General features: G+C 39.9%; 15 protein-coding genes and 1 pseudogene. 5 read left to right on the top strand and 11 right to left on the bottom strand.

Features of this window, described 5'->3' with window-relative positions; translation table 11 throughout:
* Positions 1 to 154: 154 nt before the first annotated feature.
* Genes exbB through HMPREF2732_RS05485 form a run of 3 tightly spaced genes read left to right on the top strand, consistent with a single transcriptional unit; the run spans position 155 to position 1,844 of the window.
* A complete protein-coding gene (gene exbB / locus HMPREF2732_RS05475) occupies positions 155 to 607 on the top strand; it encodes a TonB-system energizer ExbB (RefSeq protein ID WP_070591822.1) in 453 nt (150 codons plus the stop codon).
* 2 nt (positions 608 to 609) lie between these two features.
* Positions 610 to 1,047: a TonB system transport protein ExbD gene (exbD, locus tag HMPREF2732_RS05480; protein ID WP_070591826.1), complete on the top strand. Its 438-nt coding sequence runs from the start codon at positions 610 to 612 to the stop codon at positions 1,045 to 1,047.
* Positions 1,044 to 1,844 carry an energy transducer TonB gene (locus HMPREF2732_RS05485; RefSeq protein ID WP_070591829.1) on the top strand — a complete coding sequence of 267 codons (801 nt, stop codon included), beginning with the start codon at positions 1,044 to 1,046 and terminating at the stop codon, positions 1,842 to 1,844. Before exbD ends, HMPREF2732_RS05485 begins: the two co-directional genes overlap by 4 nt.
* 46 nt (positions 1,845 to 1,890) lie before the next feature.
* Here the strand turns inward: HMPREF2732_RS05485 and fis are convergent, their stop codons facing one another.
* The 11 genes from fis to menB all read right to left on the bottom strand — a co-directional run bounded on the left by fis (position 1,891) and on the right by menB (position 11,340).
* Positions 1,891 to 2,190, bottom strand: coding sequence for a DNA-binding transcriptional regulator Fis (fis, locus tag HMPREF2732_RS05490; RefSeq protein ID WP_005696908.1), 300 nt, complete (start codon positions 2,188 to 2,190; stop codon positions 1,891 to 1,893).
* Entirely contained in the window at positions 2,184 to 3,164 is a 981-nt protein-coding gene (dusB, locus tag HMPREF2732_RS05495) for a tRNA dihydrouridine synthase DusB (RefSeq protein ID WP_070591835.1), read from the bottom strand. Before dusB ends, fis begins: the two co-directional genes overlap by 7 nt.
* A gap of 147 nt (positions 3,165 to 3,311) precedes the next feature.
* Positions 3,312 to 4,199: a 50S ribosomal protein L11 methyltransferase gene (prmA, locus tag HMPREF2732_RS05500; RefSeq protein WP_070591839.1), complete on the bottom strand. Its 888-nt coding sequence runs from the start codon at positions 4,197 to 4,199 to the stop codon at positions 3,312 to 3,314.
* 12 nt (positions 4,200 to 4,211) lie between these two features.
* A complete protein-coding gene (locus tag HMPREF2732_RS05505; RefSeq protein ID WP_070591843.1) occupies positions 4,212 to 5,087 on the bottom strand; it encodes a DMT family transporter in 876 nt (291 codons plus the stop codon).
* 19 nt (positions 5,088 to 5,106) lie between these two features.
* Entirely contained in the window at positions 5,107 to 6,528 is a 1,422-nt protein-coding gene (gene panF, locus HMPREF2732_RS05510) for a sodium/pantothenate symporter (protein ID WP_070591846.1), read from the bottom strand.
* Entirely contained in the window at positions 6,528 to 6,782 is a 255-nt protein-coding gene (locus HMPREF2732_RS05515) for a YhdT family protein (RefSeq protein WP_070591851.1), read from the bottom strand. Before HMPREF2732_RS05515 ends, panF begins: the two co-directional genes overlap by 1 nt.
* A 96-nt stretch (positions 6,783 to 6,878) precedes the next feature.
* A complete protein-coding gene (accC, locus tag HMPREF2732_RS05520; protein ID WP_005698310.1) occupies positions 6,879 to 8,225 on the bottom strand; it encodes an acetyl-CoA carboxylase biotin carboxylase subunit in 1,347 nt (448 codons plus the stop codon).
* A 60-nt stretch (positions 8,226 to 8,285) separates the two neighbouring features.
* Complete coding sequence (accB, locus tag HMPREF2732_RS05525) at positions 8,286 to 8,750, bottom strand: acetyl-CoA carboxylase biotin carboxyl carrier protein (RefSeq protein WP_070591854.1); 465 nt, start codon at positions 8,748 to 8,750, stop codon at positions 8,286 to 8,288.
* Positions 8,751 to 8,910: 160 nt separating this feature from the next.
* The gene (gene aroQ / locus HMPREF2732_RS05530) at positions 8,911 to 9,363 is read right to left on the bottom strand and encodes a type II 3-dehydroquinate dehydratase (RefSeq protein WP_054419056.1); all 453 of its coding nucleotides are present in this window, start codon (positions 9,361 to 9,363) and stop codon (positions 8,911 to 8,913) included.
* A gap of 60 nt (positions 9,364 to 9,423) precedes the next feature.
* Complete coding sequence (menC, locus tag HMPREF2732_RS05535; protein WP_070591857.1) at positions 9,424 to 10,413, bottom strand: o-succinylbenzoate synthase; 990 nt, start codon at positions 10,411 to 10,413, stop codon at positions 9,424 to 9,426.
* A gap of 69 nt (positions 10,414 to 10,482) precedes the next feature.
* The gene (gene menB, locus HMPREF2732_RS05540) at positions 10,483 to 11,340 is read right to left on the bottom strand and encodes a 1,4-dihydroxy-2-naphthoyl-CoA synthase (protein WP_070591863.1); all 858 of its coding nucleotides are present in this window, start codon (positions 11,338 to 11,340) and stop codon (positions 10,483 to 10,485) included.
* 182 nt (positions 11,341 to 11,522) lie between these two features.
* On the opposite strand from menB, the gene HMPREF2732_RS05545 reads away from it, so the two are divergent.
* A complete protein-coding gene (locus HMPREF2732_RS05545; protein WP_049368715.1) occupies positions 11,523 to 12,062 on the top strand; it encodes a DUF5358 domain-containing protein in 540 nt (179 codons plus the stop codon).
* Positions 12,063 to 12,252: 190 nt separating this feature from the next.
* Positions 12,253 to 12,606: pseudogene (locus tag HMPREF2732_RS05550) on the top strand (phospho-sugar mutase); the annotation flags it as partial.

Raw genomic sequence — 12,606 nt, forward strand, 5'->3', positions numbered from 1 at the left:
ACTTTCTATGATTTACCTCAAAGTGCGGTCAAAAAAATAGCCATTTTTCTAATTTATATTTACGCTCTATTTTTCATTTGATAAAATCCCAATCTAATTGAAATTCATTATCAATTAATTTTGTATTCTTTATTACATATAAAAGGACTATCAGATGCCAAAACTTTTTGAGTTTTTAGAACAATATAGTGATTACATTATTATCGGGCTTTTACTTCTTATGAGCGTAATCATGCTTGCTACTGTAATTGAGCGTTTTATCTTTTTAAGCCGTGTCAATGTCGCTAAATACTCCAATATCCATTCACTTGAAATTGATTTAAATCGCAATATGACGACCATTTCAACCGTTGGCGCAAACGCTCCTTATGTCGGTCTATTAGGAACAGTCATTGGTATTTTATTAACCTTCTATCAAATTGGCCAAGCTGGCGGTGACGTAGATGCTGGTGCAATCATGATGCACCTCTCTCTTGCATTAAAAGCAACCGCACTAGGTATTTTAGTCGCGATTCCATCCATGATGTTCTATAACGGTTTAGGTCGTAAAGTAGAAGTTAACTTATTGAAATGGAAAGTATTAAACGCTCAAAAAGATAAGGAATAATCGTGAAAAAATTTGATGAGATCAATATTATTCCTTTCATCGACATTATGTTGGTGCTATTAGCGATAGTGTTGATCACCGCATCCTTTATTTCTCAAGGAAAAATTCAAGTCAATGTGCCAAAAGCCAGTTCAACGGTTGCATTCAAATCAGATGAATTAGCCAAATTATTGACCGTGACGGCAGATAAACAACTTTATTTTAATGACAAACCTATATCGCAAGAAGCGCTTGAAAAAGAGATCGCGGGTTGGAATAAAGATCAGAAAGTTACATTAAAAATTGATGCAGACGCCTCTTTCCAAGATTTTGTGACGATTACTGACATGTTATCGAAAAACGAAATTAAAAATGTCGCGATTGTTTCGATGAAAGATAAAGGCATTTCGAGCAAAAATGCGCCAGCAGTGGGAGGCGTCGGAGTAGGGCATAAACAATGAACAGCCAACAAGCTAAACGATCACTATTAGGCTTGCTTATTTCTCTATTAATTCATGGTGCCATTGTAGGCGCATTGCTTTGGAACTGGCATAAGCCAAGTGAAGCTGCAAGTAATGCTCCAGGTGAAATATCCACGACAATATCAATGGAAATGATTCAAGGGATGAGAGTGGAAGAACCCGCTCCTGAGCCGGAACCCGAACCTCAACAGGCAGAGCCGGAACCTGAAAAACAGGAAGTTGTCGCAGATCCAACGAAGAAACCAGAGCCTGAGAAGAAAAAAGAACCTGAGAAAAAGCCAGAAAAACCAATAGAAAAACCGAAACCAAAACCGAAAGAGAAGCCAAAAGAAAAACCTAAAAATGAGGTAAAAGCAGAGAAAGCGGTAGAAATGCCGAAGAATTTACCGATTGGCGATAAGAATATTAATTCAACGGCTACGGCAAATTCTAAAGCGACGACTACGGGTCAACCTGGTACAAATGGCGTTCAAGGTGGGTCAGGCGCCAATACGGATGAACTAAATGCTTATCGTGCAGCTATTCGACGTGAAATTGAACGGCACAAACGTTATCCTGCTCGAGCGAAGATGATGCGTAAACAAGGTGTTGTGAGCGTGAGTTTTAGCGTAGGGGCAGATGGTTCCTTATCAGGAGAACGAGTAACGAACTCCTCTGGAGATGAAAGCTTAGACAACGCAGCACTGGAAGCGGTGAGAAGTGCAAGACCTGTTGGTCCAAAACCTGCTGGATTTGCATCTTCAGTAAGCGTACCAATTAGTTTCACCATTCAATAAATAAAAAGGCGAACATGATGTTCGCCTTTCTTTTTGCTAATTTTAATTAGCCCATACCGTATTTTTTCAATTTCTTACGCAATGTACCACGGTTGATACCGAGCATATTAGCTGCGCGGGTTTGGTTACCGCGGGTGTATTGCATAATCATATCTAACATCGGGTGTTCAACTTCCGCTAATACTAATTCGTAAAGATCATTCACATCTTGACCATCTAATTGTGATAAGTAATTGCGTAAAGCTTGTTTTACTGAATCACGTAATGGTTTGTTTGTTACTTGTGATTGAGAGTTTAAAACTGAAACGGTTAACGCTTCAGACGGACTACGTTGTTGTTCTAACATTTTTCTTTATCCAAAATTGAATTTAAAAAATCTTCCAGCACAATTAACTGCTCTTTCGGTTCATTAATTGCGTTAAAAGTCTGTCTAAAAACGGAATCGGGTTGAATTCCCTGTAAATACCAAGCTACGTGCTTACGGGCTATTCGATAGCCTTTTTGCTCACCATAGAACTCATGAAGTTCCTGAATATGACGCAAAATATGACCGCACTTTTCACGCAAACTTGGAGTTTGAATTATCGAATCATGTTCAACTAAAGCCTCGACGGCTTGAAAAAGCCATGGATTGCCTAGTGCGGCACGACCGATCATTATTGCATCAGCACCTGTATACTCAAGTACCTTTTTCGCTTTCGAGGCAGAATCAATATCACCATTCGCAATAACAGGAATTGAAATTGATTGTTTGACTGCTCGAATATTGTCGTATTCCGCTTCCCCTTCAAATAGGCATTCTTTCGTCCGCCCGTGAATGGTTAAAGCTTGAATACCAGATTGTTCTGCAATTTTGCCGATTTGCACACAGTTTCGATTTGCTTTATCCCAACCTGTGCGAATTTTTAACGTCACAGGCACATCAACGGCATTCACGACCTCTTTCAAAATTTTTTCCACTAAATCGGGAAATTGAAGCAGTGCAGATCCCGCCAGTTTTCGATTTACTTTCTTTGCGGGACAGCCCATATTGATGTCGATAATTTCAGCACCATAGGCTACATTAATTGCTGCAGCTTGGGCCATTTCTAAAGGATCAGAACCTGCGATTTGCACCGCATTTAATCCTAGCTCTTCACTATGTGCTAAACGAAGTTTCGATTTCTCTGTATGCCAAACTTGTGGGTTGGTGGACATCATCTCTGAAAACGTTAATCCCGCGCCATAATGGGCACATAAACGTCGAAAAGGTTGATCCGTGATACCTGCCATGGGTGCCAATAAAATACGATTTTTTAATTCATAAGAACCAATTCGCATTTTATGTTATCCCCAATTACAAGTCCTATCTCCAGCAAGTCAGGCCACAATAGCAACCGACAAGGGGTGCTATATTACGCATTTTTCGTTTTTTTGCAAAGGGAAATTTGTTCAAAAAATGCACTTTTTTTAATTGACAAAAAGAAATTAAGCCAATTTTAATTTACCTGTAATACGGCACCATTCCTCTTTCACCGCCACAGGATCTAAATCAAAGGATTGTGTATAAGCATCACATACCGATTCTGCTTGAGTTTCTAAAATACCCGATAATCCAAGATCACCGCTCTCTTTCACTAGTTGAGAAATAATCGGATAAAGTTCTTTCAATGGCCCCGCAAGAATATTCGCCACAACGACATCCGCTTTTAAATCTGCAGGTTTATCATCGGATAAGAAAAGTTGAAGACGATCCGCCACCCCATTTTGTTCTGCATTATTTCGACTGGCGAGAATTGCTTGTGGATCGATATCAATACCGATTGCATTTTTAGCCCCTAATTTAAGAGCAGCAATGGCAAGAATTCCGGAGCCACAGCCAAAATCGATCACTGTTTTGCCTGTTAAATCTAAACCATCTAACCACTCTAAACAAAGTGCAGTTGTTGGGTGTGTACCTGTCCCAAAAGCTAAACCAGGATCAAGCATCACATTAACCGCATTTTGATCCGGCACTTCACGCCAGCTTGGGCAAATCCATAAACGTTGACCAAATTGCATTGGGTGGAAGTTATCCATCCATTCACGTTCCCAATCTTTATCCTCGATTTGCTCAATTTTGTAAGCGGTGTTTTCATCTAAATGATGTGCTTGTTTAAGCAAACTCACAATTTCATTCATATCGGTTTCTGCATCAAATAATGCAATCACATCCGTATTTCCCCACAAACGTGTTTCGCCTGGAAGTGGTTCAAAAATCGGTGTATCTTGGCTATCCATAAATGTGACCGAAACTGAGCCGATTTCTTCTAAAAAATCGCTAATTTTCTCAGCTTTTTCATTTGTACTATTTAAGCGAATTTGAATCCACGCCATCTTCTTTTCCTTTTAATTAATTTCTTTATGTAACCATCTGGGTAATAAGCTTACGCCTAGGGCTGAAACCACAATAATGATAATCCCAAGCGCTGAAACAAGTGAAACCTCTTCGTTGAGTAATAATACTGCCAAAAAGACACCAAAAATCGGCTCAAGTGCGGTCAAAATTCCCGAGATTTTTGCATCCACCGAATTTAAGCCTTTATTCCACAACCAAAAGGCAAACCAACTACATACTACACCGAGATAAATCAAACCGAAGAAACCAAGCCAGTTAAAATGGATATCCCAGTTTTCCGTCAGCAATAAAGTAAATGGCAGCATGGTGATGCTTGCTAACACAATCGAAATGGATGTATAGGCTTGTGCTGAAACCGTTGCCACCACTTTTTTCGTCCAACGCAAGCAACAAGCAAACACAATACTTGCCGCCACCACTAAGGAGCAACCCAATAAGCTAATTTCACTTGCGCCTTCATTGCCCTGCCCGCCTAGAATTAAAATGGCCACGCCTAAAAAGGCAAAAGCCCCACACAACCAATGATACCATTGCGCACGATCTTGAAAGAAAAAATGCCCAATGAAAATCACACATAATGGTTCTAATCCAATCATGGTCGTTGCACTCGCCGCGCTTGTATATTTTAAACCAATGAATCCCAGCAAAAAGGTCGCGGTATAATTGAAAAAACCTAGCCACCAAAGCTGTTTTCTCATCGGTTTAGACACGCCTTTCCAACGACGAAAAAAGAGTGGCATCACAATAATCGCCGCCATTAATAAACGGGCTTGGATCATCAAAATGGTGTCCATCATTGTAAAGGTGTATTTAGCGGCAACAAAGGAACTACTCCAAATAAACAATGCTAGGATTTGATAAACCATAAAGAGCGGTCCATTTTTACTATTTTTTTGTGCCGAATTGGTTACCCAAGATGAAAGCAATCAAACCAAATACAAGTGCAGGCACAATCGCATTAAAACCAAATAGTTTGATACCAAATTGAGTCAGCAGCACATAACTGCTTAACCCCACCACCATTGAACTTATTGCCCCTGCTGCATTTGCTTTATCCCAATAAATACCCAATACAATCACCCAAAGAAATGCTGCTTCTAATCCCCCAAAAGCAAACAAATTCAACCAAATAATCATATCTGGTGGATTGAGTGCAGCGAGAATTAACAAGGCAGATAAAATAAGCGTGATGACTGATGAAATACGGCTAATTCGTTTTTCATTCTTCGCGGCTTCAGGTTTGCTTGCAAGATATAAGTCTTTCACAAAGATTGAAGAGGATTGAATCAGTTGTGCATCGACTGTGGACATAATCGCAGACATCGGTGCGGCTAAGAAAATCCCTGCAACAATTGGCGGAAGCACTTCCAACATTAAGGTTGGAATGACTTTATCTGATACCGTTAAATCAGGTACAACCGCACGACCTAAGGCGCCCGCCAAGTGCATACCAAACATAATGACTGAAAGGACAATCGTCCCAATAAGCATGCCTCGATGTAAGGCTTTACTATCTTTGAAAGCCATGCAGCGGACTGCTGTATGCGGTAAACCAACCACACCAAAACAAACTAAAATCCAAAATGAGGCCATAAATTGAAAATCAAGCATCTCATTCGGACCGTAAGGGCTTATTAAACTCGGATCAATTTCAGTTAATTTATTGACCGCACTTTCTACACCACCGAGATGGTAAACAACCCCGACTAACAGCACGATTGTACCCAAAATCATTACCGTACCTTGAATCGTATCGGTTAATACGACCGCTCGGAAACCACCAATAAATGTATAAATGCCAACAGTTAAGGCAAAAATAAGTAACGCATGAGTATAAGGAATCCCTATCGTGGTTTCGAGCAATCTCGCCCCACCAATAAATTGCACAACCATGGCAGCAAAGAAGGCAAGCAACAATGCTAGACTGGAAATCCAAACGAGATATTTATTTTTATAACGATAGAGAAATAGATCATTGATGGTGAGTGCATTGGTTTCGCGAGAAAGTAATGCAAACTTTTTGCCCAATGCACCTAAGGCTAACCACACAGCTGGCACTTGGATCATGGCGAGTAATACCCAACCTAGCCCATATTTATAGGCAGCCCCTGGTCCACCAACAAAAGAACTCGCACTGGCATAAGTGGAAGCCGTTGTCATCGCAAGAACAAAGCCCGTCATGGAACGATTTCCCACATAATACTCGGTAAGGAAATCCCCTTTACTACGTTTTACATAAGCAAATAATGCTGCGCCAAAGATGAAGACTAAATAGATGACTAAGGGGAGAATAATACCTAAATTCATTATTTATTCTCCTTTGACTCAACATCTAGCGGGATATCTAAAAAGACAATTTTGACAATCCAATATCCAATGACAACAAACAAAATGGGTAAATAAATACAGGATAATTCAAACCATAACGGAAAACCTATCGGCCCAGGTGAGTCTTTGGGTAAATAAGCACAAATACACCATCCAATTACATAAAAAATAGCTAATCCTAATGCCCAGCGAGCTTCCTTAGCCGCTAGCTTATACCGTTGTGATAAATCCATTATGAACTCCCGTTAGAATACTTTAACGTCAATAATTATATTAAACGACAAACAAAAAAGGCAGAAATATTCTGCCTTTGCCTAGAAAATTATAAATTAATCATACATTCCTAATTTCTTCTCTAAATAGTGGATATTTGCGCCACCTTTTTGGAAGTTTTCATCTTCAAGAATGAGTTCATGAAGTGGGATATTGGTTTTGATACCATCAATGATCGTCTCTGATAATGCATTTTGCATACGACGGATTGCTACATCACGAGTATCACCGTATGTAATTAATTTTGCGATCATAGAATCATAATGCGGAGGAACGGTATAACCACCATACACATGAGAATCCCAACGAACGCCTAAACCACCTGGTGAGTGCAAGTGTGCCACTTTACCTGGAGATGGTAAGAATGTTTTTGGATCTTCTGCATTGATACGACATTCAATTGCATGACCTTTCACTTTAATATCTTCTTGTTTATAAGAAAGTGGTAAACCAGCTGCAATACGCAATTGTTCTTTCACCAAATCCACACCAGTAATCATTTCTGTTACTGGATGCTCTACTTGAATACGAGTATTCATTTCGATGAAATAGAACTCACCATTTTCATATAAGAATTCAAATGTACCTGCACCGCGATAGCCAATTTCAACACAAGCCTTCGCACAACGAGAACCGATATCACGACGAACTTCTTCGGTAATACCTGGTGCTGGCGCTTCTTCTACAACTTTTTGGTGACGACGCTGCATTGAACAATCACGCTCAGCAAGATAGATTGCATTACCATGCGTATCAGCTAAAACTTGAATTTCAATATGGCGTGGATTTTCTAAATATTTTTCCATGTAAACCATATCATTGTTAAACGCTGCTTTTGCTTCTGCTTTTGTCATCGCAATGGATTCTTCAAGTGCATCTTCGCTACGTACCACGCGCATACCACGACCACCGCCACCACCAGACGCCTTGATAATAATTGGATAGCCAATACGTTTTGCAATTTCTTTATTTTTCGCGATATCGCTACCTACTGGGCCATCTGAACCAGGTACGCAAGGCACGCCTGCTTTTTTCATTGCTTTAATCGCAGAAACTTTATCCCCCATTAAACGAATAACGTCCGCTGTTGGACCAATAAAAATAAAACCAGAACGCTCAACTTGCTCTGCAAAATCTGCGTTTTCAGAAAGGAAACCATAACCAGGGTGAATCGCATCCGCACCGGTTACTTCTGCTGCAGCAATAATCGCAGGAATATTTAAATAACTTTTTACAGATGGCGCAGGTCCGATACAAACTGTTTCATCTGCAAGTAATACGTGTTTTAAATCACGGTCAGCGGTAGAGTGAACCGCCACAGTTTTAATGCCTAATTCTTTACAGGCACGCAAAATACGCAGTGCAATTTCACCACGGTTAGCAATCACAACTTTTTCTAACATAACAATTTCCACTTGGGTGAAAAAATGGCGAGAAAGCTCGCCATTTCAGATTGATAGGGATTATTCGATAACGATCAATGGTTGATCAAATTCAACCGCTTCGCCATCATTTACTAAGATTGCTTTAACCACACCAGCTTTATCAGCTTCGATACGGTTCATCATTTTCATTGCTTCAACGATACAAAGCGCATCGCCTATTTTGACAGTTTGTCCCACTTCCACGAAAGCTTTCGCTTCTGGACTTGGGCTACGATAGAATGTACCCACCATTGGTGAACGTACTTGGTGACCAGACACTTCAGCGGCTGGTGCTTCCGCAGGTGCAGCCGCTGCAGGTGCTGGCGCAGCAGCAGGAGCCGCAACCGGTGCGACAGGGGCTGCTGCATATTGAATTGCAGCAGGTGCAACAGCTGGTGCCGCACGACTAATACGTACTGTACCTTCTTCTTCTTGCACTTCTAATTCAGTGATACCCGATTCTTCTACTAATTCAATCAGTTTTTTGATTTTACGAATGTCCATACGTTCTTCCTAAAAATAATAATGAATTGCTAACCGCACTTTCAGAATTGATTTCCAAAGTGCGGTCATTTTGAAACCTGTTTTTTGTGTCGGCAAGATTACCGCAAAATCATGAACTTTGCGATAAATTTCTGCGAAAATCTGTAAATTTTGTGAAATTTTATGCTTTTTTATTTAAAAAATCTAACGCGAATTGGAGAGCAAACTCATAGCCTTTCGCACCTAAGCCACAAATCACCCCTTCAGCCACATCACTAAAGTAAGAATGGTGACGGAATGGCTCGCGCTTATGTACATTAGACAAATGGATTTCAACAAAAGGAATTGACACAGCAAGCAATGCATCACGCAATGCAACACTGGTATGCGTATAAGCTGCTGGGTTAATTAAAATAAAATCCACTTTCTGAAAACTTTGATGAATCTTATCGATTAACTTTTCTTCGCTATTTGCTTGAAAACACGCCAAATTCACATCATGCTGCGCCGCAAGTTTTGCCACATTTTCTTCAATGGCAGATAACGAAAGCGAACCATAATGTTTCGGCTCCCTTGCACCCAACATATTTAAGTTCGGGCCATTTAACAGCAAAATATTGAATTTTTTTGACATTTTCACATCCTTTAACTTGTGCGAATTATAGCGATTTTTTGTGTAATGGTGGTCTTATCTCTAGACGATTTTGGTAATAAATTCTGAATTTAAATCAATTAGCGGTAAATCTGAGCCTGGCCACGCACGTAATACTTGATGTTGCATCAAATTTAACGTATCTAATCCTGGGGTCACATTGGGTGTATATTGTGCCGCAATACGAGCAAGTTGTGTCAATCCTAGACTACTTTCAATGCTCGAGCTAATCACTGCTTTTATGCCTAAACTATGTGCTTGTGCAATCAGCTTTTGACAATCTTGTAGCGAACCAACTAGTGTTGGTTTAATCACAATGGCACTTAAGTGCGGTTCATTTTCTACAAGAAAATCTGGCTCACGTACACTTTCATCCCAAGCAATATTAATGCCTGTTTGAGTAGCAAATTGGCGGCTCTCTTCACGTGTTTTACAAGGCTCTTCCAAAAATTGAATACGAGAACGATGTTGTGGTTTTACTTTCTCCGCAAATTTTAACGCCTTTTCCAAGGTCCATTGACGATTCGCATCTAGACGTAATTGCAAATCAGGAATGGCTTCAAGAAACATATCCGTAATCAAACCATCACGATTCGCTTCATACATGCCGACTTTGATTTTAGCCACTTTGTCACCTGGCATTTGATTAAGTTCTGTATATAACTCATCAGGATCGCCATAGCACAAAGGTGCGGAGTGATAGTTACCTTCCTCATTTAAATAACGTTTCATCTCATCCATCGCCGTGCTAATACCGAAAGCAACAGAAGGATAACAACCGTCAAGGGGAACTCTTGGCGCATCGCAGCTTGCATGACACCAATTCGTCAGCCATTCAATGGCTTGCTCTTGTGCTTGTTCGATGGTTTCTTCGCTAAAACCAGGTAAAGGGGCAATTTCTCCCCAACCATCACGGCTACAAGCAACACGCACAATCAAGCCTTCTCGGCGTTTTAAAAATCGTCCACGTAAAATTAATTGGCTATCGACGGGAATAGAATAACGATAAAGATTAAATGATTTGGTTTCCATCTTATTCTCCTTGATGACAAAAGTGCGGTTAAAAACACACTGATTTTTAACCGCACTTTTATGTTCAAATTAAGGATTACGTCTGAATTTACTGAAGTCTGGTGCGCGTTTTTCGTTAAACGCGTTACGACCTTCTTGACCTTCTTCAGTCATATAGAACAACATGGTTGCGTTACCCGCGAGTTCTTGTAAACCAGATTGACCATCGCAGTCTGCATTTAATGCAGCTTTCAAGCAACGTAATGCAATTGGGCTGTTACGTAACATTTCACGACACCAACGCACGGTTTCTTTTTCTAAATCAGCATAAGGCACGACAGTATTCACTAAACCCATATCTAATGCTTCTTGCGCATTATATTGACGGCATAAGAACCAAATTTCGCGTGCTTTTTTCTGACCAACTAAACGCGCCATATAGCTTGCACCCCAGCCACCGTCAAATGAACCTACTTTAGGACCCGTTTGACCAAAAATCGCATTCTCTGCTGCAATGGTTAGATCACATAACATATGAAGTACGTGGCCGCCACCAATTGCATATCCAGCCACCATTGCTACCACTGGCTTTGGACAAGTACGAATATCACGTTGGAAATCCAATACATTTAAATGATGCACACCGCTTTCATCTTTGTAACCGCCGTAGTCACCACGAATTTTTTGGTCACCACCAGAACAGAATGCTTTTTCGCCTTCACCAGTTAATACAATCACGCCAATTTTTTCATCGAAACGAGCGTTAGAAAATGCATGGATCATTTCTTTAACTGTTTGAGGACGAAATGCATTGCGCACTTCTGGACGATTAATGGTGATTTTTGCAATACCGTCTGTCGATTTGTGGAAACGAATATCAGTATAACCTTCGCTATGATCAACCCACTCAACTGGTGCATATAAAATATCATCTTTTGGATTTTGCATTGTTCTTTCCTTTATAAGTGTAAAAAGTGCGGTCATTATAGCGGAAGTTTTTTAGTTCGGGAAAGAAAATCACTTCTCAATTAGAGAATCACTTTACAATCAGATTGTTGTTGCTAAAATTTTGCCATTCTAGATGTTATAAGGAAATTTAAGTGAAAAAATTTATTTTTTTAAGCAGCATTATGTTATTAAATGCTTGTAGTTTATTCGGTTCATCACAATCAACTATTCCGGCTGAATTCGCACAAGCTGATTATCTCCTTTCAGATGAGAATGCGAAAGCATGGGCTACAGCGAGTAAACAAGCTGAACAATGTATCTATCCGAATTTAACCCGTATTCAGCAACAACATTTTGCAAAAGAAGATAGCTATATTCATTCCCAATATGTTTTTTTCTATCCGTTAGAAAAAATTATCGGTGAAGATTATGTAAAAATGATTCAAAAAGATGAAAAATCGATGAATTATGCGACCTATCAATTTAAGAAATTCCGCGCAGAAATTGGTGATGTCGATGCATTAGAACCAAAAGCTTGCCAAATCTTACGTACTCAGGCAAAAGAAGACTTAGATGTGGTGAAAGGCCAGTATGTAAATGGCATGGTAGATGAAACGAAAAATGATGACGGCACATTGAAGAAAACGGGTGATGGTATTGCAACCAATCAAAACAAATTCTTCTTTGATATTATTAAATGGGGTTCTGCCCTTCTTCTCTAATTTTTATTATTTTATATAAATTTATATCACTCTCACGGCGTAAATATTTTTTACGCCGTTTTTATATCAAGAGAAAACGGTTGCGATCAAAAAAAGCTTAAATTTTCAGTAAAAAAGCAAAATAGTCATTTAAATTAAAGTCATTTTCAGCTAGTCTAACAAGAATTAGTTTTTACAAGGAGAAAACATCATGACAACGCTTTTTGATATTGCACAAAACTGGTTAAACCAAGATCCTGATGCAGAAACTCATGCAGAATTAACCGCACTTTTAACGGCGGCGAAAAACGGTGATGAAAAAGCAAAAACTGAATTACAAGCGCGCTTTAATGGTCGTTTACAATTTGGTACGGCGGGGCTTCGTGGACCATTACAAGCAGGCCCTATGGGGATGAACCGTGTTTTAGTGGCACAGGCAGCAGGCGGTTTAGCGGATTATTTAAAAGATTACGACAAACAACCTTCTATCGTGATTGGTTATGATGGTCGTAAAAACTCTGATGTTTTCGCACGTGACACCGCTGAAATCATGGCGGGAGCAGGC

It is taken from the genome of Haemophilus sp. HMSC061E01, assembly GCF_001810345.1.
Taxonomy (GTDB): Bacteria; Pseudomonadota; Gammaproteobacteria; order Enterobacterales; family Pasteurellaceae; genus Haemophilus_D.

Coding starts and splice junctions, on each gene's coding strand:
- exbB (WP_070591822.1), top strand. CDS start 155: ATGCCAAAACTTTTTGAGTTTTTAGAACAATATAGTGATTACATTATT.
- HMPREF2732_RS05485 (WP_070591829.1), top strand. CDS start 1,044: ATGAACAGCCAACAAGCTAAACGATCACTATTAGGCTTGCTTATTTCT.
- fis (WP_005696908.1), bottom strand. CDS start 2,190: ATGTTAGAACAACAACGTAGTCCGTCTGAAGCGTTAACCGTTTCAGTT.
- dusB (WP_070591835.1), bottom strand. CDS start 3,164: ATGCGAATTGGTTCTTATGAATTAAAAAATCGTATTTTATTGGCACCC.
- prmA (WP_070591839.1), bottom strand. CDS start 4,199: ATGGCGTGGATTCAAATTCGCTTAAATAGTACAAATGAAAAAGCTGAG.
- HMPREF2732_RS05505 (WP_070591843.1), bottom strand. CDS start 5,087: ATGGTTTATCAAATCCTAGCATTGTTTATTTGGAGTAGTTCCTTTGTT.
- panF (WP_070591846.1), bottom strand. CDS start 6,528: ATGAATTTAGGTATTATTCTCCCCTTAGTCATCTATTTAGTCTTCATC.
- HMPREF2732_RS05515 (WP_070591851.1), bottom strand. CDS start 6,782: ATGGATTTATCACAACGGTATAAGCTAGCGGCTAAGGAAGCTCGCTGG.
- accC (WP_005698310.1), bottom strand. CDS start 8,225: ATGTTAGAAAAAGTTGTGATTGCTAACCGTGGTGAAATTGCACTGCGT.
- accB (WP_070591854.1), bottom strand. CDS start 8,750: ATGGACATTCGTAAAATCAAAAAACTGATTGAATTAGTAGAAGAATCG.
- aroQ (WP_054419056.1), bottom strand. CDS start 9,363: ATGTCAAAAAAATTCAATATTTTGCTGTTAAATGGCCCGAACTTAAAT.
- menC (WP_070591857.1), bottom strand. CDS start 10,413: ATGGAAACCAAATCATTTAATCTTTATCGTTATTCTATTCCCGTCGAT.
- menB (WP_070591863.1), bottom strand. CDS start 11,340: ATGCAAAATCCAAAAGATGATATTTTATATGCACCAGTTGAGTGGGTT.
- HMPREF2732_RS05545 (WP_049368715.1), top strand. CDS start 11,523: ATGTTATTAAATGCTTGTAGTTTATTCGGTTCATCACAATCAACTATT.